The sequence below is a fragment of the Enterococcus sp. LJL120 genome, assembly GCF_054871765.1.
On the sequence record NZ_JBTXLV010000014.1, the window covers coordinates 15,725 to 42,484 of the forward strand.

23 protein-coding genes and 1 CRISPR repeat array are annotated in these 26,760 nt (G+C 38.3%); of the genes, 19 read left to right on the forward strand and 4 right to left on the reverse strand.

The features are described 5' to 3' along the window. Nucleotides 1–76: 76 nt before the first annotated feature. From ACYSNU_RS17355 to rihC, 17 genes are all read left to right on the forward strand, one after another. Nucleotides 77–2,599: a sigma 54-interacting transcriptional regulator gene (locus ACYSNU_RS17355; protein ID WP_461738416.1), complete on the forward strand. Its 2,523-nt coding sequence runs from the start codon at nucleotides 77–79 to the stop codon at nucleotides 2,597–2,599. A 136-nt stretch (nucleotides 2,600–2,735) separates the two neighbouring features. After that, nucleotides 2,736–3,149: a PTS sugar transporter subunit IIA gene (locus tag ACYSNU_RS17360; protein ID WP_461738417.1), complete on the forward strand. Its 414-nt coding sequence runs from the start codon at nucleotides 2,736–2,738 to the stop codon at nucleotides 3,147–3,149. A 12-nt stretch (nucleotides 3,150–3,161) separates the two neighbouring features. Next, nucleotides 3,162–3,644 (forward strand): PTS sugar transporter subunit IIB, encoded by a 483-nt coding sequence (locus tag ACYSNU_RS17365; protein WP_461738418.1) that lies wholly within the window; start codon nucleotides 3,162–3,164, stop codon nucleotides 3,642–3,644. 16 nt (nucleotides 3,645–3,660) lie between these two features. Continuing rightward, nucleotides 3,661–4,452, forward strand: a complete 792-nt coding sequence (locus tag ACYSNU_RS17370) for a PTS mannose/fructose/sorbose/N-acetylgalactosamine transporter subunit IIC (protein ID WP_461738419.1) — start codon at nucleotides 3,661–3,663, stop codon at nucleotides 4,450–4,452. Further along, the gene (locus ACYSNU_RS17375) at nucleotides 4,449–5,273 is read left to right on the forward strand and encodes a PTS system mannose/fructose/sorbose family transporter subunit IID (RefSeq protein ID WP_461738420.1); all 825 of its coding nucleotides are present in this window, start codon (nucleotides 4,449–4,451) and stop codon (nucleotides 5,271–5,273) included. The genes ACYSNU_RS17370 and ACYSNU_RS17375 overlap by 4 nt, the downstream gene beginning before the upstream one ends. An 11-nt stretch (nucleotides 5,274–5,284) precedes the next feature. Further along, complete coding sequence (locus tag ACYSNU_RS17380; RefSeq protein WP_461738421.1) at nucleotides 5,285–6,061, forward strand: ChbG/HpnK family deacetylase; 777 nt, start codon at nucleotides 5,285–5,287, stop codon at nucleotides 6,059–6,061. Between the two features lie 302 nt (nucleotides 6,062–6,363). Next, complete coding sequence (locus ACYSNU_RS17385; RefSeq protein ID WP_461738422.1) at nucleotides 6,364–6,519, forward strand: hypothetical protein; 156 nt, start codon at nucleotides 6,364–6,366, stop codon at nucleotides 6,517–6,519. 277 nt (nucleotides 6,520–6,796) lie between these two features. Beyond that, nucleotides 6,797–7,567, forward strand: coding sequence for a CRISPR-associated endoribonuclease Cas6 (cas6, locus tag ACYSNU_RS17390; protein ID WP_461738423.1), 771 nt, complete (start codon nucleotides 6,797–6,799; stop codon nucleotides 7,565–7,567). 5 nt (nucleotides 7,568–7,572) lie between these two features. Further along, nucleotides 7,573–9,261, forward strand: a complete 1,689-nt coding sequence (gene cas8a1 / locus ACYSNU_RS17395) for a type I-B CRISPR-associated protein Cas8b1/Cst1 (RefSeq protein ID WP_461738424.1) — start codon at nucleotides 7,573–7,575, stop codon at nucleotides 9,259–9,261. Beyond that, the gene (cas7i, locus tag ACYSNU_RS17400) at nucleotides 9,254–10,141 is read left to right on the forward strand and encodes a type I-B CRISPR-associated protein Cas7/Cst2/DevR (protein ID WP_461738425.1); all 888 of its coding nucleotides are present in this window, start codon (nucleotides 9,254–9,256) and stop codon (nucleotides 10,139–10,141) included. The genes cas8a1 and cas7i overlap by 8 nt, the downstream gene beginning before the upstream one ends. After that, complete coding sequence (gene cas5, locus ACYSNU_RS17405; protein ID WP_461738426.1) at nucleotides 10,128–10,898, forward strand: CRISPR-associated protein Cas5; 771 nt, start codon at nucleotides 10,128–10,130, stop codon at nucleotides 10,896–10,898. The genes cas7i and cas5 overlap by 14 nt, the downstream gene beginning before the upstream one ends. Beyond that, nucleotides 10,879–12,966, forward strand: a complete 2,088-nt coding sequence (gene cas3 / locus ACYSNU_RS17410; protein ID WP_461738427.1) for a CRISPR-associated helicase Cas3' — start codon at nucleotides 10,879–10,881, stop codon at nucleotides 12,964–12,966. The genes cas5 and cas3 overlap by 20 nt, the downstream gene beginning before the upstream one ends. Before the next feature lie 54 nt (nucleotides 12,967–13,020). After that, nucleotides 13,021–13,197: a hypothetical protein gene (locus tag ACYSNU_RS17415; protein WP_461738428.1), complete on the forward strand. Its 177-nt coding sequence runs from the start codon at nucleotides 13,021–13,023 to the stop codon at nucleotides 13,195–13,197. A 10-nt stretch (nucleotides 13,198–13,207) separates the two neighbouring features. After that, nucleotides 13,208–13,696, forward strand: coding sequence for a CRISPR-associated protein Cas4 (gene cas4, locus ACYSNU_RS17420; protein ID WP_461738429.1), 489 nt, complete (start codon nucleotides 13,208–13,210; stop codon nucleotides 13,694–13,696). Between the two features lie 10 nt (nucleotides 13,697–13,706). Further along, on the forward strand, nucleotides 13,707–14,696 hold the full coding sequence (cas1b, locus tag ACYSNU_RS17425) for a type I-B CRISPR-associated endonuclease Cas1b (RefSeq protein WP_461738430.1): 990 nt from the start codon (nucleotides 13,707–13,709) through the stop codon (nucleotides 14,694–14,696). A gap of 3 nt (nucleotides 14,697–14,699) precedes the next feature. Beyond that, nucleotides 14,700–14,981, forward strand: coding sequence for a CRISPR-associated endonuclease Cas2 (gene cas2 / locus ACYSNU_RS17430; RefSeq protein WP_461738431.1), 282 nt, complete (start codon nucleotides 14,700–14,702; stop codon nucleotides 14,979–14,981). Between the two features lie 176 nt (nucleotides 14,982–15,157). Continuing rightward, a CRISPR array of direct repeats spans nucleotides 15,158–16,611; the repeat unit is 29 nt; unit sequence GTCTGAATTTAAAATAGTGGAATGTAAAT. Between the two features lie 128 nt (nucleotides 16,612–16,739). After that, nucleotides 16,740–17,666, forward strand: coding sequence for a ribonucleoside hydrolase RihC (rihC, locus tag ACYSNU_RS17435; RefSeq protein WP_461738432.1), 927 nt, complete (start codon nucleotides 16,740–16,742; stop codon nucleotides 17,664–17,666). A gap of 167 nt (nucleotides 17,667–17,833) precedes the next feature. Here the strand turns inward: rihC and ACYSNU_RS17440 are convergent, their stop codons facing one another. Next, nucleotides 17,834–18,802 (reverse strand): biotin--[acetyl-CoA-carboxylase] ligase, encoded by a 969-nt coding sequence (locus ACYSNU_RS17440; RefSeq protein WP_461738433.1) that lies wholly within the window; start codon nucleotides 18,800–18,802, stop codon nucleotides 17,834–17,836. Between the two features lie 141 nt (nucleotides 18,803–18,943). Between ACYSNU_RS17440 and ACYSNU_RS17445 the strand changes: the two genes are divergently transcribed. After that, nucleotides 18,944–19,156, forward strand: a complete 213-nt coding sequence (locus tag ACYSNU_RS17445) for a zinc ribbon domain-containing protein (RefSeq protein ID WP_461738434.1) — start codon at nucleotides 18,944–18,946, stop codon at nucleotides 19,154–19,156. 211 nt (nucleotides 19,157–19,367) lie between these two features. Here the strand turns inward: ACYSNU_RS17445 and ACYSNU_RS17450 are convergent, their stop codons facing one another. The 3 genes from ACYSNU_RS17450 to ACYSNU_RS17460 all read right to left on the reverse strand — a co-directional run bounded on the left by ACYSNU_RS17450 (nucleotide 19,368) and on the right by ACYSNU_RS17460 (nucleotide 22,280). Beyond that, the gene (locus ACYSNU_RS17450; RefSeq protein WP_461738435.1) at nucleotides 19,368–20,171 is read right to left on the reverse strand and encodes an ABC transporter ATP-binding protein; all 804 of its coding nucleotides are present in this window, start codon (nucleotides 20,169–20,171) and stop codon (nucleotides 19,368–19,370) included. Beyond that, the gene (locus ACYSNU_RS17455; protein ID WP_461738436.1) at nucleotides 20,172–21,074 is read right to left on the reverse strand and encodes an ABC transporter permease; all 903 of its coding nucleotides are present in this window, start codon (nucleotides 21,072–21,074) and stop codon (nucleotides 20,172–20,174) included. A gap of 204 nt (nucleotides 21,075–21,278) precedes the next feature. After that, nucleotides 21,279–22,280 (reverse strand): ABC transporter substrate-binding protein, encoded by a 1,002-nt coding sequence (locus ACYSNU_RS17460; RefSeq protein ID WP_461738437.1) that lies wholly within the window; start codon nucleotides 22,278–22,280, stop codon nucleotides 21,279–21,281. Nucleotides 22,281–22,993: 713 nt separating this feature from the next. Here ACYSNU_RS17460 and rpoB point away from each other — a divergent pair. Next, complete coding sequence (rpoB, locus tag ACYSNU_RS17465) at nucleotides 22,994–26,611, forward strand: DNA-directed RNA polymerase subunit beta (protein WP_461738438.1); 3,618 nt, start codon at nucleotides 22,994–22,996, stop codon at nucleotides 26,609–26,611. Nucleotides 26,612–26,760 lie beyond the last annotated feature (149 nt).

Consider the following 26,760-nt stretch of genomic DNA (forward strand, 5'->3'; position numbering starts at 1 on the left):
GGCTTTTAGTTCAGACATATTTTGCAGATAGTAGATGTCTAATCTCAAGGAATCTATATAGGAAATGAGGTGTGCTATGAGCTTAAAAAACGAAGTAATCATGGCTTTAAAAATCATGAATCGTGAAACTGAAGAAGGCTCAACTTCTCAATATATCGCTGATTATTTACATGTGAGTAGAAACAGTGTTAGTCATCATTTGAATCGATTAACTGAAGAAAAATTAATCAAAAAAAGTAAAGGGCGACCAGTATATTACCAATTAAATGAAAAAGTAAATAGCAAGAGAATAGCAGAAATTTATGGCAGAGATGGCAGTCTCAAAGAAATTATCGATAAAAGTATTGCAGCATTAACTTACCCATCAGAAGATTTGTCGTTAATATTTACTGGACAATCCGGAGTGGGAAAAAGCTATTTGGCAAACTGTATTGTTGATGAATGCAAATCTAGAGGATTGATTGATGCAACAGCTTCCTTTTTAACCTTAAATTGTGCTGATTATGCTAACAATCCTGAACTTCTTTCTGGAAACTTATTTGGCTACCAGAAGGGGGCTTTTACCGGTGCAGATCATGAGCAAGAAGGTATGTTAAAGAAGGCGGACCAAGGAATTTTATTTATTGATGAGATTCATAGGCTTTCGGCGGAAAATCAGGAGAAACTTTTCCTGTTTATGGATAAAGGTCAGTTTTCGCCGTTAGGAGACTCTACAAAAATTTATCATTCAAATGTTAAACTGATGTTTGCGACTACTGAAAATATTGAGGAGGCCTTATTAACAACTTTTAGAAGAAGAATTTCTTTAAAAGTTAAAATTCCTGCTTTTTTAGACCGTCCTTATGCAGAACGTAGACAGATAGTTCTTGGTATTTTTCAAAATGAAAGTATTTTAATTCATAAGGAAATTGCCGTTTCAGCGGATATTGTCCAATTCTTTTGTGCATCAAGGTTCGAAGGCAATATTGGAGAAATTAAGAGCATCATAAAAATTATTTGCGCTGAAGCATATGCTGCTGAAAAGAAGCAGCACAGTGTGGAAATATCTGCAAAAGATCATCCTGATTTTTGCATACAAAATAAAGAATTTACCGATGAGAAGTTTTATTATCTTAACTTAACAGATTCAACAGATTTGGTGGGAATAGATTTTGTTCCAGCTGATTTTAAAATTGATAGCCGGAGTATTTTCAAAATCGAGGAGTCAGTCATTTCCATATTAAAACAAGCAACTGGTGTCCCAGAAGATAAGAATCTTGCAATAGAGTTACAACTATTCAGAGATAGGTGTTTGAATCAATTAGGGATTGAAGTGTTTTCAAAGGATTTTCAAAATATAAATACTTTTTGGGAAGTGTTAAAAACTGTTGGTGGAAATAAAATTTTTTCTGAGACAACCTTCGAGGCACTTCAGGCTAATGCGTCTTTAGCGTATTTTTTTGCTACCCAAATGTTTTCTGAGCTGGGATTCTCAAAGTTAGGACTCCCTGAAAAAGACTGTCTTTGCTTCTTCACAGTTATGATTTTACGAAAATCGTCACAAAAGAGAAAATTGCCAGCGATATTACTCGCTCATGGGCAATCTACAGCAAAAAGTATCGGAAGTATGGTAAATCAACTTTTAAAAGAGCCAATTTTTGAAACAATAGATTTGGATATTGATAGTTCGGTTACGGATATTTTAAATAGTATTCACGAATATATGAGTATAGTTAATACGGATGAGGGCTTAGTTTTTATCGTTGATATGGGATCTCTTGAGCAGCTTTACGTTCCTTTAAAAAAATATATTAAAGGTGATTTGCTTTTGATAAATTATCTATCTACCCCGATTGCCTTGGATGTGGGGTTAAAAGTACAGCAAGGAATCACCATTGAAGATCTGGCTACATCTCTAGAAGGAAAGCATCAGGTTTCTGTCAAATCATATGAAGGTTTTGCCAAGGGCAAGAATATAATTATCTCTTGCATTTCGGGAATGGGGATAGCTCAAAAAATTAAACAAATTCTTTCACTTTTTTTATCAGATATCGATTTAGTGACAATGGAGTATCAGCAGCTGACGGATAACTTGAAATATTCTCCTCAATTTTTTAAAAATACACTATGTGTTGTTTCGACAAATTGCATTAATAGTTCCGATGTTAAAGTGATTAGTATTGAACAACTACTTAATGGAAATGACAAAGATAAACTTTTATTATCTATACTTGGGGATTATCAATATCAAAAGCTGATAAATGAATTAAATATTTTCTTTTCAATTGAAGGAATTAGAATGAATCTGGCAATTCTCAATCCTGAAATAGTTATAAATGAGATGGTTCAGATTATTGAGAAGCTTGAAGCCTATTTTGCAACAATGTTTCAATCTTATCTAAAACGTAATTTGCTCAACCATTTATCATTGATGGTTGAAAGGGTAATTTTGGGCCATGAGACTAGTAAACACAAAGACTTTTATTCTGATGAAGAAGCCAATTTTTTTAGTACAGCAAAACAGATATTTTTAGAAATAGAGAAAAAGTATAATATAGTTATCTCAGATGAAGAGTATTCATTAATCTATCAAATAATTTCTGTAGCTCAATCTGAGTAATTTTTGATAATAGTGTCGTAGAGTCGTGGGAACACGACTCTAATTTTTTTACAAAAACGTTGTAATTTGGGGTTTAATTTCAAAATTATTTGGCACAGTTCTTGCTAATATAAGTATATGAGAAAGGGGGGATTTGATGAATCAATATTTAATTGCAACACATGGCTCAGCAGCGAAAGGGATTAAAGAGACCATTAAGATTTTAACAGGGATGGATAAAAATATTTTTGAAATAAGTGCCTATGTTGCTGATTTGGATTTGGAAACGGCTATTATTAATTTTTTTAAAGAAATCTCAGTGGAGGATTGTGTGGTGATTTTCACTGATTTAAACGGCGGCAGTGTCAATCAAGCTTTTATTCCATATCTCGAAAGAAATAATATCCATATCATCACGGGCTTTAATATCCCATTAATCTTGGAGATTATTTTAGAAAAGGAGCCTTATACAAATGAAAAGTTGCAAAAGAAAATTGATATGTGTAAGGAGCAAATGGTACTAGTTACGCAACAACAGATACCAATCTATGAAGAAGATGATTTTTTTTAAGGAGTGTGTGAAATGATTAAAATGCTGAGGGTAGATGAACGTTTAGTTCATGGACAAGTTGCAGTTGCGTGGTCAAAGGTGTTGGGGATAACCCATTTAGTAGTCGTGAATAATCGTGTTTTCGAGAACGATTTGCAGAAGAGTACATTAAAAATGGCCGTACCTGAAAATGTAAAATTCATTGTAAAGGATGTGGCTGGTGGAATTACTTTATTAAATGATTCCCGAACAGAAACAATGAGTTTGATGGTTGTTGTAGAAAACTTCCAAGATGCATTGGAATTAGCCAAACATGTAAAAAATATTGAGCTAATTAATGTTGGAAATTATGGATTGTTGCCAATCAATCAAAAGAGTGGAGAGCAGACTGAGCTTGCACCAGCGGTTAGAGTTAGCAAAGTTGATGAGTCAATTATTAAAGAGATAGCTCAGTTAGATATTCCTTTTGTTGCCCAATTAACACCAGACTCAAATAAGAAGAATTTAAAGAAATAAGAAGGAGGTAAAGGGTATGTTGAATGCATTTCTAGTAGCGTTAGTTTATTATGTCGCAACATGGTTATCAACCATGGGAGGTATTTTCCATCTGAATCGTCCAATTGTTGTAGGGCCATTAATTGGTCTGGTTTTAGGTGATTTACAAACTGGTATTTTTTTAGGAGCTACTTTTGAATCGGTCTTCTTAGGTGTTATTGCAGTTGGAGGATCAGTGCCAGCAGATGCTACAACAGGTGCGATTATGGGGACAGCTATTGGAATTTTGTCTGGAGCCGATTCTTCTACTGCTCTAGCTATTGCAGTTCCAGTGTCAATGTTAGGTGTGTTATTAACCCAAGTAACGTATGCTTATACGCCACTTCTTTTACCTAAAATGGATGCTTTGGCAGAAGCTGGTGACGAAAAAGGTGTTGTTCGATATAATTTTACTATTTCCCTACTATTTCCGCTGTTAACCACTGTTGCTATTTTCTTCGCCGTTTTACTAGGAGTTGATGCAGTACAAAGCTTGCTAAATTCTATTCCAGAATTTGTTACGGATGGTTTTACAGCAGCAGCAGCGATGTTGCCAGCAGTTGGTTTCGCAATGTTATTAAATATGCTATTTAACAGTCGAATTTTTGCTTTCTTTTTCTTTGGCTTCGTTTTAGTTATTTATTTGCAATTACCAACATTGGCAGTAGCTATTATCGCTGTAGTTTTCGCTTTGTGGCAATTTAATTTGATGAGAAATAATAAGCCTGCTAGTCCAGAGGTAGCAGCGGTTGATGCACACTTACAAGAAGAGGAGGACTTTTTCGCATGAGTAAACAAAATAAAATTGATATCTCTGAAAAGAAAATGCTAAATCAGATTTTTAAAAATTCATGGTTTCTTTTTAGCTCCTTTACAATGGTAAAAATGCAAGGGTACGGATACGAATACTCACAATTACCCGCAATCAATCAATTTTATCGAGAAAATCCAGAAGGGAAACGGCAAGCCCTCATTAGACATTCGAGCTTTTTTAACTGTACTTATGAAACTGCGCCTTTTATCATGGGGCTAACTGCAGCAATGGAAAAAGAGAACAGTATTAATCCAGATTTTGATCCTGAATCAATTAATGCTATCAAGGCTTCGTTAATGGGACCTTTGTCAGGAATTGGTGACTCTATCTTTTGGGGAACATTGCGATTAATTGCTGCAGGAATCGGAATTCCTTTGGGTCTTCAAGGAAACATATTAGGTCCAATCCTCTTTTTGGTAATCTATCATCTGCCTTCAATATTTACTAGATATAAATTGTTGCATATTGGTTATGAATCGGGAACAAATTTTCTGTCCAAAGGATTCAAATCGAATGTATTTGAGAGTATCACTTATTGTGCAACAATGGTAGGGATGATTATGGTGGGGGCAATGACAGCTTCTAGCGTGACAATTACCACGCCACTTAGTATTACTATGGGCAGTGGAGAGGACTTGGTAATTCAAGATATTCTAAATGGTATCATGCCTGGGTTACTGCCCTTAATTTTAACTCTTTCAGTATTTTATTTAATAAGAAAAAAAGTTAAGGTAATTTATTTGCTTTTCGGGATTATTGTATTTGGGATTCTTGGCGCTTTGATTGGAATTTTTTAGGAGGATAGAGAATGTCAAAAAAATTAATTATTAATGCAGATGATTTTGGAATGTCAGAAGCTTTTAGTCTTGGAGTCATCAAAGGTTTTAGAGAAGGCGTAGTTTCTTCGGTATCAATCATGGTAAATTTACCAGCTAGTGAACATGCTGCGAAGCTGGCTAAAGAAAACCCGGACATGTTTGTCGGGTTGCATACCAATTTAGTATTAGGAAAGCCTTGCTCTAATCCTGATGAGATTCCCTCCCTTGTTGATGAAAAAGGGATGTTTTTAGGCTCAAAAGAATACAAGACTGGTGAAAGAGCATTTGTTTATGAAGATGTAAAAAAAGAAACGGTCGCACAAATGCAGCGTTTTGAAGAATTACTTGGATATGCACCACAGCACATCGAAGGTCATTCGGCAATGGACATTCATGTTGGCAAGGCATTTTATGATATTGCAGTTGAAAAAGGCATCCATGCGAGTATGTTTGTTGGTGCTGCTGATGTTGAAAATTTAACTGATTATTACCCAGTACGAATGAGTGAAAATAATATGCTTGTTTTAGACCCAGGTGTCTCTGTTGAGAATTTCACAAATGATTTCTTTAATATCCTTTCCAATCCTTCTGATGATGCTATCGAGCTCCATTTTCATCCAGGCTATGTGGACCAGTTTATTATTAATCATTCTACATTGGTATTACCTCGTTGTCGTGACTTGGCAACCTGTTTAGATTCAAGAGTTAAGGATTGGATAATGAAAAATAAGATTGAGCTAATCAATTTTGGAGATTTAAAAAAATAGAATGAAAAAGGGCATTTACGACTTAATAAAGTTAAAAAGTCGTGAATGTCTTTTTTCGGTACAAGTATGGTTGCATGTTAGTGTACAAAAATCTTAAAATAGTTCACTGTCCAACTGACGGGGTGCGCACCACACGTTCCGCAAAAGCTATTTCAGTTATTAGAAGAAGAATTACAAGATGAAGCGAGTCAATATTTTGAATCTGTCTGTGTCGGCCTAATTGTATTATCAATTTGAATCCTGAGCCTTTTCAAGAAGTATTTTTAGAGAGGGCCAAGCTTTCTCGTATACAGGTCGACAAAGTGCAGGCGGGGACTAAGTACCGCTATTGGAGCCATCGGATTCGCATGTATGTGCCGGGCAAGAGTATGGAAATATATATTATTAATGAGCAGGTGAAAAATGATTTTTTGGCGAGTGTGGAAAAAGGGAAGGATGGTGTGGAGGTTGGTGAGTAACTGTATTTCACTGTATATGTCATTGCTTTATAAAAGAAAACTTGACAAGGGTTTTGAGGAAATATAGTGAAGAGTTTTTAAGATTATTTTTACTTAAATTAGTAGTATAAACAGTCTTTTTTTAGTATTGTAGTGAAAAATTATTTTATAAGAGATGGACATTTTTACTCGTAGATATTAAAATTTAATTATTAATTTATTTTTTTTGATTCTAAAGGATAAATTTTTGACAAGGAAAGCAAAGTTTTGAATTAAATTTTGAAGGAGTTGAAGTTTTATGAGATTTCGAATGTCCCTTGAGATTATTTCCCCAGTCGATGCAAATTTTGAAGAGCTAGAGTATGTTTTGCCGATGCGCTATCAATCCACCTTTTTATCAGTCCTGAAACGTGGACTAGAAGCAATGTCGCCAGAATATTATCAGCAATTGTACGTTGAGAAAAACCAAGAGAAGCTATTTTCACAGGCACTCATTTTTCATGGAGCGGTATTTTCTAAAGAAGAAATTCATTTAAAAACTAAAAACATTACTTGGCTGTGGAGCAGTCCGTTGGCGGACCTTTCGATGGCTTTTTACAATGCCTTCGCTTATTTGAAACAGCAAAAAGCCATTCAGCTGACAAAGGAAATCCAGATTCGCGTGAAATCAATCGCCATGACCTATCAAGATACCATTAAAGAAAATAGTGTTGATTTCAAATTAGCATCACCTCTGATTGTTCGTGATCATAATCGAGAAACTAAAAAAGATTGGTTTTTAAGTTTTGAAGATGAAAACTTTGAAACAGTCTTAAAGGCCAATTTGAAACGAAAATTGATTCCTCACCTTGGTGAAAGTGTGCAATATGACATCGATAATTTGAAATTTGAGCCGCTTAACATGAAAAAAAGTGTGACCAAAATCTATGAAAAATTTTGTCAGAGCAGCTTAGGTTCCATCCGCGTGACAGGTGAGCCATATTTGCTCAATTTTATTCGGGATGCCAGCTTTAGTTCTAGGAGTGGTTTATTCAATGGTTACCTTGATCAATTGGGCGTCGGGAGGTGAGCTAAGTGTCAGACAATTTAGAAGAAGGCTATCTTGAATTAAAGTTGAATTCATGGATAGAAAATGCCGCAATCTGTGGGTTAGTCAACATTTTAGGAAAAGAAAATATTGAAATTTTGGACCAAAGCATTAAGGTTCCAATCTCAGAACTGGAGTCATTTGAGCAAAAATATTTCAGTTATTTTTCCGAACGATACAAAGAAACCGCTTCACTAACTAAAATTTTAGCCTACCAAGAGATAAAAGAAAAGCATGAACTGGACAATTTTGTTAATTTTGATGAGCAAGCTTTGAAAAACTTAGCAAAATATTGTACTGAAATTTTAAAGCGCTTTGGAACGGGGGCCAGTTACGTAACTGTATATCAGCTTTTGAATCCTTCGATTGATATCATCAGCTTATTGAAACAAGCGGAAGACCAAGTTAAGCTCTTGAAAAATGTCTCCTCAGACAAGGACGACTATCTCCCTATCGTAAAAGAAATTTACAAATTGTTGACTGAGATTTTCGATTACTACACTGATGAAAAGAACTATCGCTATCTTGCTGCTAAAAATCAGATTTATTTAACGATTCGAAACGGTATTGATGGAGTGTCTTTCTTGAATCCGGCTGAAAGTAAAGGAGATATGTTTCAAAAATATCAGGAGCATTTTTTGGTTCCAGTAGAAGAATATTTGGAGACTTCCCACGAGAAAGATAGACTGCATTGTACAACTTGTGGACGCTCGGTAAAAAGTAACAAATTTTCTTTTGGTTTTATTAACACACTAGGCTTTGATACCGGCAAGAAGAACAGTAATGCTTGGAATTACACCAATGATTTGGTGATGTGTCCGGTTTGCCGACTAATGTATACGTGCATACCTGCCGGGATTACCTATGTGTATCGTCAAGGTATTTTTGTGAACGACAATCATTCAGTGTCAAGTCTGCTAGATGTCAATACTGGAATTTTATTGAATGTGATGGAAATGAATGATAAAGGGAAGAGTGCTAGTGAAAAAAACACCTATGCAGCTCTGATCAAAACACTGCAGGAAGTGAGCTTTAATAGTAATTTAAAAAATTTGAATGACATTCAAGTTGTCCGTTATGAAAATGATAAATACTATTTTAATATTTTGCCACGGAACGTGTTAATGACTTTAGCAAGAGCCAGAAAGGAAATAGCCAATCTGAATAGCACTGGCTACACACTGAATGGGACCTATCAGAGTCTCTACCAACAAGTGATTTCATATTTGATAAATAGTACGAATTTATTTTCTTTGATTAATCTGATTTTAAGGACAAAACTTAATGGTGACACTGTTTATATGAACGACTGGCAACTGACTGATTTGATTTATACTAACCAAATATTCTTGGAGGAGTTGATCGAAGTGACGGAATTAGATAAGGAGACATTACTAAAAATTCGAGGAGTTGGCTATGCTTTTAAAAGAGAATATGATAATGAAAACAAGCCGAAAGCAATTGCCCTGCGCTTATTAAATGCCCTACGAGCAGATGATAGAAATGGGTTTATGAATCTATTACTCAATAGCTATCTATATATTAATAAGCCTGTCCCAAAATATTTTACAGAAGTGTTTTTAGAAGACGAACGCTTTCAAACAATTGGTCTAACATTTGTTAGTGGAATTATTGGTGAAATTAAACAAGGAGATGGAGGAAATGACAATGAGTAAAGGCTTAACTTTAACAATGATTTTTCTGGCAGAAAGTGCCAATTATGGTGAATCTTTAGGAAATGTAGCAAGTTTGAAAAAAATTACTCGAGGTCATGGGGAACAATATACTTACATTTCTAGGCAGGCTCTTCGTTACAATATTGTCGAACAACTTGGAGAGCCGCTGGCGACTTTAAAGGCAGAGGGAAGCGGGGCTAAGCAGGTCATTCAATTTGATAAGACAGCAACAATTGATAAATATCCAGAGATCGATTTCTTTGGGTATATGAAGACGTCTAAAGGTGACAATGCAGCGACACGTTCTGCCAAGGTTCGATTATCAAATGCAATTTCTTTAGAGACTTTTAAAGGAGATACCGATTTTCTGACCAACATGGGCTTGGCGACTCGTCTGCGGGAAAGCGGCGAGGAAAAGGCACAGAATTCTATTGCACAGGCTGAAATTCATCGTTCCTTTTATCGTTATACCGTCACAATAGATTTAGATGAGATAGGCATTGATCAAAACGCTGAAATTCAAATTGATAACGCTGAAAAATCCCGCCGGGTACAGCAATTATTAGAAACGATTCAATATTTGTACCGGGATATTCGCGGTCGTCGAGAAGACTTACAGCCTTTGTTTGTCATTGGTGGGTTGTATAATCGTAAGACACCATTTTTTGAAAATGTGGTGAGTGTTAAAAAGAATAAATTGGATGTTGAAGAGATTCAAGAAGTATTATCAGAAGAAATCAGTAAAGATACGCTGGTTGGCGTGGTCAAGGGTGCTTTTGAAAATACGGCTGAAATCCAACAGGTTTTACAGAGTCAGAAAATCCCCGATACATTTGCTAGTCTAAAACAGAAGGTAGCGAAGTATTATGAAGGGGATTAAGTTAAAAATTCATCAAGATATGGTTAATTATCGCAGGCCGACAAGTTTTCAGATGCGGGAAACATATCCTTTGCCACCCATCTCGACGGTGATTGGCATGGTGCATAATTTATGCGGCTATGATAGCTATGAGCCAATGGATGTAGGGATCCAAGGGAATTATTTTTCAAAAGCAAATGACCTATTTACACGATATGAATTCAACAATGGTACAGCTTATGACAAAAAACGTCATCAATATGAAGTGAATGGTTATGGAATTGGTCGCGGGATTGGCAATACGGAATTGCTAGTGGATGTTAATTTGATTTTACACATAATTCCTGATGATCAGACAAAGGTAGAGGAGATGTATCATGCGCTGAAGTTTCCTAAAGAATTCCCTTCCCTTGGTCGTCGAGAGGATTTGGCAAATTTTCAAAAGGTGAAAATAGTTGAGATAGTAGAGCGAGATTTTGAGGATGGTTGGAGTTATGAAGATAACCATCCAGACCGGGCAATTTACATTCCCATCAATTGGATTCGAGATATTCAACTGCGCAGTCAACTGGATAGTCTTGGGGTAACTGGGGAGACTGGTACACGATTTATTTTGCCAAAAGTTTATCAGCTGGAAAATATCGGCAGTAAAAATAAGCCCAAATTGATTCGTAATTGGGTGGAGCAACCGGAAGTTTTGTACGCCAGCAGCTTTACAGTAAGGGATGAAGTTGACATTTTATTTGATTCAGAGGGGGATGTTGTTTTCCCAATTTAATGGAGGACCTATAGAAAAAATATTTTTAGCCAAATCAGATGGTGAAACCATCATTGAACACACTGAAAATTTGCTTGGAGAGTTAGCCCGTTTAAAAAGTTATTACCCGAGTATCCCTGTAGATTGGGAATTATTGAAAATGGCTTGCCAGTATCATGACTTGGGGAAAATCAATCATCTTTTTCAAGAAAAACTCGAAGATAGCAGTAAGCGTAAGGAAAATGAAATTCCCCATGCTCTGCTAAGTATTAGCTTATTACCTATAAAAGCACTGCGGCGAAGTTTGGATGATGCTGATTTAGAAACCTTAGTTTACGCAATTGCCTTGCATCACGAGCGAGATTTTTCTGAAGTGAGAGAAAATCCAGAAAACTACCAAGAGCAAATTAAGCTATTGACGAACAGCCTAGCTGATTTTGATTTTGAAAAATTACAGCTAACACCTCCTGTAGAAGCCAAACAGGTTAGTAAATTTATTTATAAAGTTGATTCACGGCTAGGGACTAAGGACAAGGCTTTTCATCAATACGTAATGTTAAAGGGCTTGTTAAATCGAATTGATTATGCCGCCAGCGGTCATTATCAAGTGGAGTATCCACCGGGTTTTTTAGAAAATAATATGGACAAAGTTGTAGCGCAATGGCGCACAAAAACACCTCAAGCTGATTGGAATCCTATGCAGCGCTTTACATTTGAACATCAGGAAGAGAGTTTGCTGATTATTGGGCAGACTGGTCTGGGTAAAACCGAAGCTGGTCTTCGCTGGATTGGTGGCGGTAAAGGATTTTTTACCTTACCACTAAAAGTTGCCGATAATGCAGTATTTGAAAGAGTAGAAGAAATTGCTGATGAAAACCGAGTTCAAGAAGAAGTGGGACTACTGCATTCCGATAGTTTAGCATTTTTATTAGATCGTGAGGATGGCACCCCTGAAGAGTTGGACAATTTAGAAAAATATTTAAGCGAAACTCAAAGCTGGTCCCTACCGCTAACCGTAACTACGTTAGACCAAACCTTTGATTTTGTTTATCATTACCGTGGATTTGAGCTGAAACTAGCTACATTAGCTTATTCCAAGATTGTAATTGATGAAATTCAAATGTATTCTCCAGATCTGTTGGCTTATTTAATCAGAGGGCTTAAAGAAATCCAGGATTACGGTGGTAGATTTCTAATTATGACGGCAACAATGCCAGAATATTTAGTTGACTTATTTAACTCTCAAGGGTTGAAGTTTACTAGACCGGCTGCACCATTTTTAGATGAAAACTGTTTAGAAAGGCATCGGCTAGAGCTAACGGAAAAGCAATTGGAGGCGGCTGATGTTGCTGAGCTTTATCAGGGGGACAAATTATTAGTTATTTGTAATACGGTTAAAAAGGCCAAGCAGCTGTATCAAGAGCTGCAGAAGCAAAAGCTAGCTGTTCCAATAAAATTATTGCATAGTCAATTCACCAGAGCAGATCGGAAAACCAAAGAACAGGAAATTTTGAATTTTACGAAAGATAATTTTGACCCAGGAATTTGGATTGCAACACAAGTAGTCGAAGCTTCTTTAGACATCGATTTTGATATGTTGATTACAGAGTTGTCCGAATTAAATGGATTATTCCAGCGGATGGGACGCTGTTATCGCAAAAGACCATTAGGAAATTTAAAAACGGCGAATATTCATATTTTTATCGGCGGAAAGAAGGAAGTGACTAGCGGCGTTAGCAAAAGTGATCAAGCGGTAGTTCATAAAGATATCTTTGAGCTGGCCCGCAAAGCGCTGCTTGAACAAGGAAACGGCGTGTTAAATGAACAGCAGAAATTAGCGATGATTGCTGAGACATATACGACACAGACGATGCAGTCACTAGAATATTATCAAAATATCAAAAAGATGATGAGCTGGCTGGCAGCGACTGAAAATGATGCCCCTAGCAAGGAAAAGGTCAAACAGCTGTTTCGAAATATTAACACAAGGAATGTGATTCCTTGTGATGTTTATAAAGAGAAGAAAAATGAAATAGACAGTTGTATTGAAAAATTACTTCTGAAAAATAATGACATCACCCCCGGATAAAGGTCGCAGTTAAGAAAAGATAAAAAGCTCGCTCGAGTTAAACTAGAGGATTACATGATTTCAGTGCCGGAATGGATGTACAAAGACAGTATTCGCAATGGAAATATTCGCTGTAAAAAAATTAATCAGTATTTCTATTTGGAATTTATTAAAGGTGAGTATCAGAGTGATTCTGGTTTTCAATATATTAAAAGTACAAAAACTGAAGACATTGAGGACAGAATGTTTTAGGAGTAAGCTTATGAGAATTACAGGAAACATGATAAATTACTATTTTGTTTGTCAGCGTAAGTTGTGGCTTTTTTCCAAAGGGCTTAAATTTGAAGATGAGAACGAGAATGTTCAATTGGGTAAGCTGTTGGAACAAGAATCTTATAAAAATCAACGAAAGCAAATTTTGTTTGATGGTACTATAAATATTGATTTCTTAGAAAATTGGCGTGTTCTCCACGAGGTGAAAAAGTCCAAGGCAATTGAACCCGCTGCTGTTTGGCAGTTGAAATACTATCTCTACTATTTGCAAAAACATGGCCTTCAAATCGAGCATGGCTACATTGACTATCCCAAAATCAGGGAACGTGTAGAAGTCACGCTGGATGCCGATGATTCCCTCGAACTACAAAATATTTTAAGGGATGTTGAAAAGCTTGTATTGCAATCGGTGGCACCTATAGCAGAAAAAAAGCCAATTTGTCCAAAGTGCGCATACTACGAATACTGTTTTTCATAGAGGTGAGAAAATGGAAAGTTACTACCTGTATTCCAGCGGCACTCTAAGCAGGAAAGATAATGTTATTCGCATGGAGGCTGCTGATGGTCGGTATAAGGATTTAAAGATTGAAATGACAAGAGACATCTATCTGTTTGGGGAAGTTACGACCAATACTAAATGTTTAAATTATTTATCCGAAATGAAAATCCCGGTACATTTTTTTAATTATTATGGGTATTACACGGGTACATTTTACCCCCGTGAAAAAAATGTGTCAGGGAAATTGTTAGAAAATCAAGTGCTTAACGCTATTGATTTACAAAGGAAATTAGTAATTGCGAAAAGAATTGTCGATGGGGCGACAGCTAATTGTTTACGAAATTTGCAATATTATCGCCGACGGGGCAAAGAAGTTGAAAAGCAAATTGGTGAAATAGAAGCCGTTAGAAAACGCATCAATCGCGCAAATGCCATTGATGAACTGATGGGGATTGAGGGAAATATTCACCAAAGCTACTATCAAGCTTGGGAGACTATTTTTAATGGAGAAGCTGAGTTTAAAACTAGAGAACGCAGACCGCCTGACAATATGGTTAATTCCCTAATTTCATATTTGAATATGCTGACCTATAGTGCCTGCTTATCAGAAATCTATGTAAGCCAGTTGAATCCGACAATCAGCTTTTTACACAGCAGTTCTGAGCGACGTTTTTCTTTATCATTGGATATTGCCGAAATTTTTAAACCGCTAATTGTGGATCGCCTAATTTTTTCACTGGTGAACAAAAAAATTATCTCAGAAAAAGATTTTGAAAAAGGATCAATGGGGAATTATTTAAAACAGCCGGCTCAGCAAAAAGTTCTCCGAGCCTTTGATGAGCGTTTGAATGAAACAATTTTTCATCGTGAGTTGAAGCGGAAAGTATCTTATCGGAAATTAATGCGTTTGGAGTGCTACAAACTGATTAAGCATTTGATGGGAGATCAAGACTATGAGCCTTTTAAAATTTGGTGGTGACTTATGTATATTATCTTAGTCTATGATATTTCTCTTGAAGAAAACGGTAGTAGAGTTTTGCGACGTGTCTTTAAAATTTGTAAGAAGTATCTAACCCATGTTCAAAAATCGGTTTTTGAAGGAGATATAACGCCTGCAAAGCTTAAGAAAATGGAACAAGAGTTGAAAGAATTTATTCGAGATGATTTAGACTCGGTACTAATCTTTAAAAACTCAAATAAAAAATGGTTAGAAAAAGAGTATCTTGGTATTGACAACTCAGAAATTTTATCGAATTTCTTTTAATCTGTCGAACCTCAGTCCTCCAGAAAATAGGCCTTCTCGACAGACTCAAAAATAAGAGCTACAAAAAGTCTTTGTAACTTTTTTTGCCAAAATCACAAGTAGAACTTCTAGATTTTGGAAAGGTCGACAGATAGGGTGCTTTTAAACCTTATTGGACAGGTTGTTTTGTTGGCAGTGTCTGAATTTAAAATAGTGGAATGTAAATGAAAAATGGCGACGTGCCAATTTGCTTGGAGTTGAGGTCTGAATTTAAAATAGTGGAATGTAAATTCAAGTACATAGCCGGCTGTAGTGATGTATGTGATTGTCTGAATTTAAAATAGTGGAATGTAAATTACGGTTAGTTGGAGTCGGGCAAAAGGTTAAGGATAGTCTGAATTTAAAATAGTGGAATGTAAATATAGTAAATTTACAGAACGCCGAATCCCACGTTAGTGTCTGAATTTAAAATAGTGGAATGTAAATGAATCATCTTTGGCCACCACGACTTTAGTTAAAGGCGTCTGAATTTAAAATAGTGGAATGTAAATAAAATTATTCAAGCGTATTTATTGATTATGTCACAGTCTGAATTTAAAATAGTGGAATGTAAATCATTGCGAGAGAAACGCTTTCATCGGTTTTCCAATGTCTGAATTTAAAATAGTGGAATGTAAATTTCGTAAAATCCAATCATTGGGAATACACAGCGACGGTCTGAATTTAAAATAGTGGAATGTAAATCCTGCACCGCCTCCGGCATGTCCACCAACTAATCCCGTCTGAATTTAAAATAGTGGAATGTAAATAGGTTTCAGAGATATGGCACAAGAAGTCCCTGTCGCTGTCTGAATTTAAAATAGTGGAATGTAAATTGCTTTCATCAGCAATGTATATGAAGGAACATAGGTGTCTGAATTTAAAATAGTGGAATGTAAATAGAAATTACTGCTCCAGAAGGCTATTTGAAGTCTGAGTCTGAATTTAAAATAGTGGAATGTAAATAAAGTAACAACTATCAGAACTCAAGCGTTGCGATACGTCTGAATTTAAAATAGTGGAATGTAAATCTAGAACCTAATAGTTCAGCTTCAAATAATTGACTTGTCTGAATTTAAAATAGTGGAATGTAAATTTGCTTTATAGAGTTTTTCTCTAACCAAAGTTATCACGTCTGAATTTAAAATAGTGGAATGTAGATGATTGCGGCGGCGACGAGGAAATTATGAAACAAATGTCTGAATTTAAAATAGTGGAATGTAAATAAATGAGTGAACATTTATGATACATTTCAAAATAGCGTCTGAATTTAAAATAGTGGAATGTAAATGATACCGCTAATGAGTGGGCAACGGTTTGGGAGAGGGTCTGAATTTAAAATAGTGGAATGTAAATAAAGGATTTAGTATTGATATAGATTTACGGACAATGTCTGAATTTAAAATAGTGGAATGTAAATTGGCACAAAGAGGACGCCATTTCAATGATGCCAAGTCTGAATTTAAAATAGTGGAATGTAAATATATCTAGGTCAATATCCCCTAGTGAGCCGTACATGTCTGAATTTAAAATAGTGGAATGTAAATCTGGATAAACCGGACTCCCTCTATACTTCTGCAAGGGTCTGAATTTAAAATTGTGGAATGTAAATAAAAGCAAGTCAGTTGGGAACTCTCAAGTCTTAAACGTCTGAATCTAAAATACTGGAATAAAATCAATCAATTTGTAAAAATCTATGAAATTCAAAACCACCACATGGAGAAAAAAGGGAGTAAAAAAATGGAAAATACTAATAAACGTCCTATCATCATCGACACAGACCCAGGTATTGACGACGCAATGGCACTAGCTGCGGCTTTGTTTTCAAAGGAGCTAGATGTTCAGCTTTTGACTACTGTAGCGGGTAATGTTTCTTTAGAAAAAGTCACCCGGAACCTCTTACGGTTGTTAACTTTTTGGGATTTAAAAATTCCAGTGGCTAAAGGAGCCAGTCAACCGTTGTTGAGAGCTGCCCGTGATGCCAGTGAGGTTCACGGTGAATCTGGTTTAGCTGGGTTTGATTTTCCTGATGAGCATCAGGAAAACCTGTTGCCAGAATCAGCTGTGGCAGCGATGAAGCGTGTGTTGATGGCTGCTAGACCAGTGACGATTGTTGCTTTGGCGCCGCTGACGAATATTGCTTTATTGCTGCGGGAATATCCTGAAGTTAAAGAAAAAATTGCAGAGATTGTGCTGATGGGGGGCACCTTTGGTCGGGGAAATTTTGGCGCTTATACAGAGTTTAATATCGGAGTTGATCCAGAGGCGGCCCGGATTGTTTTTGATAGTGGACTGAAATTGACAATGGTACCCTTGGAGATGGGCAGCATCGCTAAAATTTATCCAGGGGAGAGTCAGAAAATGGCGAACCTTAATCAGACCGGACAAATGCTTTATTCTTTGCTGCAGCAATATCGTAGCGGTTCACTGGATAGCGGCTTGGAAATGTATGACAGCACCGCTATTGCTTACTTATTAAACCCTTCAATGTTTACTGTGGAAAAATTGTCGGTTCAGATTGAAACTCAAGGGGAGTACACAGCCGGGGCGACAATTGTTGACTTTACTGATTTTTACCAAAAGCCGACTAATTGCCAAGTTTGTGTCAACTTGGACAGTGCTAAATTTTCCACTTGGCTCTTGACGGCCTTAACAAATTGCCCTTAATTTCCTGCAAAAAAGCCTGTGACATTAGTTTTTTAACAGCTGAAACCCGAACAATATTTGCTCCTGCGGTCTAGTAGATCCTCGTCGCAAATTAACAATATCTAGTGGTTCTCACTAGATATCGTTCGAAAATTTTAGCTCTGTTTTAACTAATGTCACAGCCTTGGTTAGCCAATCGTCGCTAAACTGATTTCGCCTGAAGCTAAGACCTGCTGACTGCCATCGGTTAAGTCAACAATCAATTCACCTAAGTCATTGATATCAACGGCGGTACCTACATAGGTTTGGTTCTGTCGATTGTAGCTAACAGTTTTGCCCAAAACAAAGGAATGTTCCCGATACAAATCAATAGTATTTTGCGGCTGATTCAAATAAAAGAAAAACTGATTCATGATTTCTGCAATTAATTGATTGCGGGTAATCGTTGGTTTGCCATCCGGGAAAAGCGAGGTCGCTTTGGCTTGCAATTCATCAGGGAAATCTGTTTGCGGAATTGCTAGGTTGAAGCCTAAACCAATGATAATATGAGCAATTTCCATCGTATTAACATCACTCATGGCTTCCGATAAAATGCCACAAATTTTGCGGCCGTCTAAGTAAATATCGTTGACCCATTTAATCTGAGCTTGTTTGCCGGTTAATTTTTCAACGGCTTTAACGACAGCGACTGCCATCACAACCGTGTATTGTGGCAGCTCGGAAAATTTCTTATAGGGATTTAACAGTAGACTTAAATAAATCCCCTCTTTAGGCTTGGCTACAAAGGGCCGACCAAAACGGCCTTTTGCGGCTGTTTGAGTTTCTGCTACGAAAAGCGTCGCTTCGACATGGTCTTCAATCGCGGCTTTTTTGGCATCCTTCATAGTTGATTCGGAGGTTTTTAACACCGTTACACGCTCAATTTGGTTATCGGCTGTAAAAAGCTGGCGAATTCCAGTGGCTGAAAGATGCTCAGGGGCAGCTTCTAAGCGATAGCCGTTTGCTTCATGGGTGATTTCAAAACCTTCTTTTTCAAGGGTTTTGATGGCTTTCCAGACACTGGTTCTGGAAACGGCTAAGTCTTGAGCCATTTTTTCGCCGGATAAAATGCTGTCGCTGGTCATTAATAAGTCTAAAACTTTTTCTTTAGTGGTCATAGGCTCCTCCGCTAGTTTCATTTCTCCTAGTTTAGCAGATTTTAGGAAAATATCCGACTTTAGACAGATGTTTTTTTAACAAAATATTTATATAATGAATTCATTAAAAATCAAAGTATCTTTTAAACAGGAGTGAAAAATATGGAGAAAAAGCAGTATGTCTGTGAGAAATGCGGCAATAACCATTACGAAGCCGATCAGTTTCAAGCAACCGGTGGGAACTTTGCCAAAATTTTCGATGTGCAAAATAAAAAATTTATCACTATCAGCTGTAGTCGTTGCGGCTTCACTGAGCTATATCAAGGTAGTACCAGCGATGGCTGGAATATCTTAGACTTCTTGATGGGCGGTTAACCAAGACTGCTCACTTCTACTCAAAAAAATGTGCTCCCAGTTCGGCTTGCTTGTGGACTGACCTCAAAAAGTTAGATTTTTGGTCTAACTTTTTGGGTCACCACATGGCCTGATTCTGGGGGCACATTTTATTTTGTAGCAATGAAAGAATTTTCCGATATCGATAATAAAAATCAACTATAACGTTACAAGTTAATCTAACACGCAAAAATTAGCTTAACAAAAGCTGGTCGTCTTTCAATTCGGCACCGCTATTGCGATGGAACATTTCCATCAGCTCGGCGACGGTCAGATTTTGTTTTTCCTCACCTTTGACGTCGACAACGATTTGACCCTGATGCAACATGATAAGACGAGTGCCGTAGCGAATGGCATCCTCCATATCATGAGTCACCATAAAGGCGGTCAAAGCTTGTTCACGAATCAATCGTTCTGTTAGCTCCATCACTGTAATCGAAGTTTTGGGATCGAGTGCGGCGGTATGTTCATCCAGCAAAATTAATTCTGGTTTTTGCATGGTAGCCATCAGTAAAGTAATCGCTTGGCGCTGACCGCCGGAAAGCAGGCCGATTTCGGCACCTAAGCGCGTTTCCAAGCCAAGATTTAAAGTTGCGAGCTGTTCTTTAAAATAATTGCGATCCTTGTTTTTCACACCGGCACCGAAGTTTCGTGGACGACCGCGTTTTAACGCCAAGGCCAAATTTTCTTCAACAGTCAGCCGGACAGCCGTGCCCATGCGGGGATCTTGAAAGACGCGACTGATTTGTTTGGAGCGGCGCATGACGGATTTACGGGTGACATCTTCACCATTGACGATGATTTTCCCTTGATTGACCGGCAATGTACCAGCAATGCTGTTTAAAAGAGTCGATTTTCCGGCACCGTTTCCGCCGATAATCGTAATAAATTCCCCTTGGTTCATCGTTAAATTAATGCCCCGTAGGACGTGATTTTCATTGACGGTGCCTTGTTCAAAAATTTGGTGTAGATTTTCAATTTTTAAAATAGTTGTCATCTAGGCAGCTCCTTTCTTAGGGGCTTTTTTGCTGAGGCCCAGTTTTTTGCGGACTTCCGGCAAGGCCAAGCAAATCGTCAACACGATGGCTGACGCTAATTTTGAGTCGCTGGCTTGAACATTTGTGGTGAAAACCAATGCCAGGATAAAGCGATAAATACTAGCTCCTAAAACAATCGTCAAAAGACGAATCAATAGCGGCTGATTACGGAAAATAACTTCAGCGATAATAATCGAAGCCAAACCGATAACGATGGTGCCGGTTCCGGAGTTCAAATCGGCAAAATTATTATTTTGCGCCAGCAGAGAACCAGATAGCGCAATGCAGCCGTTGGAGAGGGCGTAGCCGATTAGTTTCATATTGTCTGTGTTAATGCCGTTAGCCTGACTCATCTCGATATTGTCGCCGGTGGAACGCATCGCCAAACCGATTTCTGTTTTAAAGAAAAGCACAAGGAGAATGATAACTACTAAAACGATGATAGCCCCCGTCACGATAATTGACAGCTGTTTAGTCCCTAGAATTTCTTGAAAGAAGTTAAAAATATTATCTTGGCCTAACAGGGCGATATTCGCAGCCCCCATGACCCGCTGAGTGACTGAATATAACCCAGTCATAGTAATAATTCCGGCTAGTAGCGCAGGGATTTTTAATTTTGTATGCAAAAGGCCAGTAATTACTCCCGCTGCGGCGCCACCGATAAAAGCATAGATGCAGGCGAGCAGTGGAGGCGTACCGTTGACAATGTTAATTGCGGCAATTCCGGCACCTAGAGGATAGCTGCCTTCAGCCGTTAAATCCGCCACGTCTAAAATTCGGTAAGTCAGAAAAACACCAATCGCCAATAGCGACCACAACAACCCTTGGGCTAATGAACTTGTTATCAGGGATAAAATATCCATTGGAAAAACTCCTTTTTATAATGAAATATGTACGAGGGGCCTGTGGCATTAGTCTTTTTAAAAGATGAAATCCCGAACTATATTATAGTTGCTTCTGCGGTCCAGTAGGTCCGAATCGCAAATTAACAATATTCAGTGGTTTTTACTAGATACTGTTCGTAAAGTTCGGTTCTGTTCTAACTAATGTCACAGACTCCGCAATAATTATTCTGGGGCAACGATGGTCGCTGGATCAATTCCTAAAGCTTCCGCCATGTCTTCATTGATCACTAGTTCTAATTCAGTAGCACTTTCAACCGGGGTGTCTGCCGGTGTCGCTTCGCCGCTTAAAATGCGGGCTGCCATTTCGCCGGTTTGCACGCCTAGAGAATGGTAGTCAATACCGTAAGTTGCTAATCCGCCGTTTGTTGTTTGATCAACGGAGCCAGTGACCACTGGCGTTTTGCTCTCTTTGACTACGTCACCGATAATAGCCGCAGCACTGGCAAAGGTATTGTCAGTTGGGATGTAGATTGCATCGACTTGGCTAGTTAAGCTTTCGGTTACCTGTTGCACATCATTGGTAGAAGTGGCTGTTTTCACAACGACTTCAATGCCAGCATCTTCTAAAGCCGCTTGGGCTAAATCAGCTTGGATTTTTGAATTGGATTCGCCTGAGTTATACATAATGCCCACAGTTTTGGCATCAGGCACAATACTCAAGAGTAAAGCGATTTGTTTATCAATTGGCACCATATCAGTTGTACCGGTGACATTGCCGCCAGGTTCTTCTTCAGAAGCTACTAAGCCAGCATCGACTGGATCAGTAACTGAAGTGAAGGTAATTGGAATTTCAGTTGTTTGATTAACTAAAGATTGAGCCGCTAAAGTAGCAATCCCTAACAATAAATCAGGGTCTTCACTGACTAATTGCTGGCTCATACTCATTAAATTATCTTGGCCGTTTTGGGCATTTTGATAATTGACGGTGAGATTTTCCCCTTCAACGTAGCCGTTATTTGCTAAGCCTTCTAAGAAACCTTCATAAGAAGCGTCTAAAGAGTCATGCTCGACTAATTGTAAAACGCCGACTGTGACATTCTCACTGTTGCCGGCACTTCCTGAAGTGGCGCTGCCGGAAGAGTCATTGTCCGATGATCCGCAGGCCCCTAAACTAATTGTCGCCAATAAAGCTGCTGCTGTTAAAACTAATTTTTTCATTTTCATTTTTACGTCCTCCATTTTTTCAATCAAACAAAAACGTCCATTTAGATAATTTCTAAATGGACGAAAATAAACTATCGTATCACGCCACTTAGAAATTAATCTACGCGGCTTTTTGCTCATTGCGAATTTCCCTAGCCATCATAGATACAAACTGAACTGCTTGCCGTTTGTATCCACGTATGAATACAAACCTATCTAAAATAGCTAAAGTATGTGTGTTGATTCAACTGTTGTGTCGAAATTTTTTGAAGTGTCTGCATAATAATTTCTCCTTCTTGTTGAATGTCTAAAAGTATACATGTAATTAAATGGCATTGTCAATAGAAAAGTTAAAATTTTCTGAAAATTCGTTGAATTCATTTAATTTGAAACTTATTTATTCCTCATTTTTTGAATTCTAAAAGCTTTTGTTAAGCCCAGCGTGACAACCAGAAAACAGTTGACTTTCTGCTATAAATATTATATTATATATAGACGCAAAAACGAAGTGAATTAAAAAAGGCAGGAGCGAAATATTGTCCGTTCCGGCTTTAGCATAGGAAACAAAAGTAGAAGCACTAAGATTTTTAATCTTTCAAAACGCCTCTGTCTTTTGGTTTTTTTTATGCCCAAAAGCCGCAAAAAATGCTCTTTGTTACGTAAAAATAATATTTGAAATTATTTCGTAACAATTTAGCTTCCTTTTTGAAAATTAATCTAGAGGAGTGAATAGCTTGGCTGGACAAGACGTAGCATACGGGAAACACCGCACACGTAGAAGTTTTGCTAGAATTAGTGAAGTTTTAGAATTGCCAAACTTGATTGAGATTCAAACAAAATCTTATCAGTGGTTCTTAGATCAAGGACTGCAGGAGATGTTTGAAGATATCTTGCCGATCAACGATTTTAACGGAAACCTGTCTTTAGAATTTGTTGGCTATGAATTAAAAGAACCGAAGTATACGGTCGCAGAAGCACGGGCTCATGATGCCAATTACTCTGCACCATTGCATGTCACTTTACGTTTAACCAATCGTGAAACAGGTGAAATCAAATCCCAAGATGTTTTCTTCGGTGATTTCCCATTAATGACTGAACAAGGCACGTTCATTATCAACGGGGCTGAACGGGTTATCGTTTCCCAATTAGTGCGTTCTCCTGGGGTTTATTTCCATGGGAAAGTCGATAAAAATGGTAAAGAAGGCTTTGGTTCAACTGTGATTCCTAACCGCGGCGCTTGGTTGGAAATGGAAACAGATGCCAAAGATATTTCCTATGTCAGAATAGACCGGACGCGGAAAATTCCTTTGACTGTTTTGGTACGGGCCTTAGGTTTTGGTTCTGATGATACAATTTTTGAAATCTTCGGCGACAGTGACAGCTTACGCAATACTGTTGAAAAAGATTTACACAAAAATGCTAGCGACTCACGGACTGAGGAAGGCTTGAAGGACGTTTACGAAAGATTGCGTCCCGGCGAACCTAAAACCGCTGATAGTTCTAGAAACTTATTGACTGCACGTTTCTTCGATCCAAAACGTTACGACTTAGCTAACGTAGGTCGTTATAAGGTCAACAAAAAATTAGATTTAAAGACTCGTCTGTTGAATTTAACTTTGGCTGAAACCTTAGTTGATTCAGAAACAGGTGAAATCCTTGTTGAAAAAGGGACTGTTTTAACTCACCAAGTGATGGATGAGTTAGCGCCGCACATTGACAATGGGTTGAACTCGATTACTTACTACCCAAGTGAAGATGGGGTTGTTACTGAACCGATGACTGTTCAAGTGGTGAAGGTGTATTCACCAAAAGATCCTGAACGGGAGGTCAACGTAATTGGTAACGGCTATCCTGATACCCACACTAAAACAGTTCGTCCAGCTGACATCATCGCTTCAATGAGCTATTTCTTAAACTTAATGGAAGGTATCGGCAATGTTGATGATATCGACCACTTAGGAAATCGCCGGATTCGCTCTGTTGGTGAATTGCTGCAAAACCAATTTAGAATTGGTTTAGCGCGGATGGAACGGGTTGTTCGTGAAAGAATGTCAATTCAAGACCAAGAAACTTTAACCCCACAACAATTGATTAATATTCGTCCAGTTGTGGCCAGCATTAAAGAATTCTTTGGTTCTTCTCAGTTGTCTCAGTTCATGGACCAAACTAATCCATTAGGGGAATTAACCCACAAACGCCGTCTTTCAGCCTTAGGACCTGGTGGTTTGACCAGAGACCGGGCCGGCTATGAAGTACGGGACGTGCATTATTCCCACTATGGCCGCATGTGTCCGATTGAAACGCCTGAAGGACCGAATATCGGTTTGATTAATAGTTTGTCCAGCTATGCGAAGGTCAATGAATTTGGTTTTATCGAAACGCCTTACCGTCGTGTCAACCGGGAAACTGGTCATGTGACGGACACCATTGACTATTTAACAGCTGATATCGAAGACCACTACATCGTAGCGCAAGCGAACTCACCGTTAAATGAAGATGGCAGTTTTAAAGAAGAATTAGTAATGGCTCGTTCTCAAAGTGAAAACTTGGAAGTAACGATTGATAAAATTGATTACATGGACGTTTCACCTAAACAAGTAGTTGCCGTGGCGACAGCGTGTATTCCTTTCTTGGAAAACGATGACTCCAACCGGGCCTTGATGGGTGCCAACATGCAGCGGCAAGCTGTGCCGTTGATCCAACCTCGTTCACCTTTTGTGGGAACTGGGATGGAATTTAAAGCAGCCCATGACTCAGGTGCTGCCTTACTGTGTAAACATGATGGGGTTGTTGAATTCGTCGACGCCTCTGAAGTCCATGTTCGTCGGGACAATGGCGCTTTAGATAAATATTCTGTGACTAAATTCCGTCGTTCAAACTCTGGTACAAGCTACAATCAACGGCCAATCGTGCATTTAGGCGAAGAAGTTGAAGTTGGTGATACTTTAGCAGATGGACCTTCAATGGAAGAAGGCGAATTGGCTTTAGGTCAAAACGTCTTAGTTGCCTTCACTACTTGGGAAGGTTACAACTATGAAGATGCGATTATCATGAGCCGTCGTTTAGTTAAGGATGATGTGTATACTTCCATACATATTGAAGAATATGAATCAGAAGCCCGTGATACTAAGTTAGGACCTGAAGAAATCACTCGGGAAATTCCTAACGTCGGGGAAGATGCCCTGAAAAACTTAGATGAAATGGGTATTATCCGTATCGGTGCTGAAGTCAAAGATGGTGACTTACTCGTTGGTAAAGTAACTCCAAAAGGGGTAACAGAATTATCAGCAGAAGAACGTTTGTTACACGCTATCTTTGGTGAGAAGGCTCGTGAAGTTCGTGATACGTCATTAAGAGTTCCTCACGGCGGTGGTGGTATCGTCCACGATGTGAAAATCTTTACCCGTGAAGCCGGTGATGAATTGTCACCAGGCGTGAACATGTTAGTTCGTGTTTATATCGTTCAAAAACGTAAAATTCATGAAGGCGATAAAATGGCCGGACGTCATGGTAACAAAGGGGTTGTCTCACGGATTATGCCGGAAGAAGACATGCCATTCTTACCAGACGGCACGCCAGTTGATGTCATGTTGAATCCTTTAGGGGTACCATCTCGGATGAATATCGGACAAGTGCTGGAATTGCACTTGGGTATGGCTGCTCGTCAATTGAAGATTCATGTGGCAACACCAGTCTTCGATGGAGCCAATGATGATGATGTTTGGGATACAGTTCGGGAAGCTGGTTTAGCTAGCGATGCCAAAACTGTGTTATACGATGGCCGGACTGGTGAGCCGATGGATAATCGGGTCTCTGTTGGGGTTATGTACATGATTAAATTAGCCCACATGGTTGATGATAAATTGCACGCCCGTTCGATTGGACCTTACTCACTAGTTACACAACAACCATTAGGTGGTAAAGCGCAATTTGGTGGACAACGTTTTGGGGAAATGGAAGTTTGGGCCCTAGAAGCATATGGTGCAGCTTACACTCTTCAAGAAATCTTAACTTACAAGTCAGATGACGTTGTCGGTCGGGTGAAAACTTACGAAGCCATCGTCAAAGGTGAACCAATTCCAAAACCAGGTGTGCCTGAATCCTTCCGCGTATTAGTGAAGGAATTACAATCCCTTGGTTTGGATATGCGAGTTCTCGACATTGAAGAAAAAGAAATCGAACTTCGTGATATGGATGACGAAGATGATGACTTGATTACTGTCGATGCTCTAACAAAATTTGCTGAACAACAATCAGCAAAAGAATTGGCACAAAAAGGTACTGAAGCTGTTGCTGAAGCACAAGAGGACCTAGTCCAAAGCATCGAAACAGCAGAAGACTTCGAACAATAATCTTGAAAACCTGTCGCAAGTGTCAGCTTTTCAAAAACTGAGTCGAGAGACAGTCAAGTTAGTCTAAGCGGGCTTCATTCGTTGAAGTCCCTAGGCTGACTCTGCTGATCTTTCTCAGTGGGTCATCAAATGAAATGGAGGGAACCCCT

Excerpts from the sequence above, each read along its gene's own strand:
- ACYSNU_RS17355 (WP_461738416.1), top strand. The coding sequence starts at position 77 with ATGAGCTTAAAAAACGAAGTAATCATGGCTTTAAAAATCATGAATCGT.
- ACYSNU_RS17360 (WP_461738417.1), top strand. The coding sequence starts at position 2,736 with ATGAATCAATATTTAATTGCAACACATGGCTCAGCAGCGAAAGGGATT.
- ACYSNU_RS17365 (WP_461738418.1), top strand. The coding sequence starts at position 3,162 with ATGATTAAAATGCTGAGGGTAGATGAACGTTTAGTTCATGGACAAGTT.
- ACYSNU_RS17370 (WP_461738419.1), top strand. The coding sequence starts at position 3,661 with ATGTTGAATGCATTTCTAGTAGCGTTAGTTTATTATGTCGCAACATGG.
- ACYSNU_RS17375 (WP_461738420.1), top strand. The coding sequence starts at position 4,449 with ATGAGTAAACAAAATAAAATTGATATCTCTGAAAAGAAAATGCTAAAT.
- ACYSNU_RS17380 (WP_461738421.1), top strand. The coding sequence starts at position 5,285 with ATGTCAAAAAAATTAATTATTAATGCAGATGATTTTGGAATGTCAGAA.
- cas6 (WP_461738423.1), top strand. The coding sequence starts at position 6,797 with ATGAGATTTCGAATGTCCCTTGAGATTATTTCCCCAGTCGATGCAAAT.
- cas7i (WP_461738425.1), top strand. The coding sequence starts at position 9,254 with ATGAGTAAAGGCTTAACTTTAACAATGATTTTTCTGGCAGAAAGTGCC.
- cas5 (WP_461738426.1), top strand. The coding sequence starts at position 10,128 with ATGAAGGGGATTAAGTTAAAAATTCATCAAGATATGGTTAATTATCGC.
- cas3 (WP_461738427.1), top strand. The coding sequence starts at position 10,879 with ATGTTGTTTTCCCAATTTAATGGAGGACCTATAGAAAAAATATTTTTA.
- ACYSNU_RS17415 (WP_461738428.1), top strand. The coding sequence starts at position 13,021 with ATGATTTCAGTGCCGGAATGGATGTACAAAGACAGTATTCGCAATGGA.
- cas4 (WP_461738429.1), top strand. The coding sequence starts at position 13,208 with ATGAGAATTACAGGAAACATGATAAATTACTATTTTGTTTGTCAGCGT.
- cas1b (WP_461738430.1), top strand. The coding sequence starts at position 13,707 with ATGGAAAGTTACTACCTGTATTCCAGCGGCACTCTAAGCAGGAAAGAT.
- cas2 (WP_461738431.1), top strand. The coding sequence starts at position 14,700 with ATGTATATTATCTTAGTCTATGATATTTCTCTTGAAGAAAACGGTAGT.
- rihC (WP_461738432.1), top strand. The coding sequence starts at position 16,740 with ATGGAAAATACTAATAAACGTCCTATCATCATCGACACAGACCCAGGT.
- ACYSNU_RS17440 (WP_461738433.1), bottom strand. The coding sequence starts at position 18,802 with ATGACCACTAAAGAAAAAGTTTTAGACTTATTAATGACCAGCGACAGC.
- ACYSNU_RS17445 (WP_461738434.1), top strand. The coding sequence starts at position 18,944 with ATGGAGAAAAAGCAGTATGTCTGTGAGAAATGCGGCAATAACCATTAC.
- ACYSNU_RS17450 (WP_461738435.1), bottom strand. The coding sequence starts at position 20,171 with ATGACAACTATTTTAAAAATTGAAAATCTACACCAAATTTTTGAACAA.
- ACYSNU_RS17455 (WP_461738436.1), bottom strand. The coding sequence starts at position 21,074 with ATGGATATTTTATCCCTGATAACAAGTTCATTAGCCCAAGGGTTGTTG.
- ACYSNU_RS17460 (WP_461738437.1), bottom strand. The coding sequence starts at position 22,280 with ATGAAAATGAAAAAATTAGTTTTAACAGCAGCAGCTTTATTGGCGACA.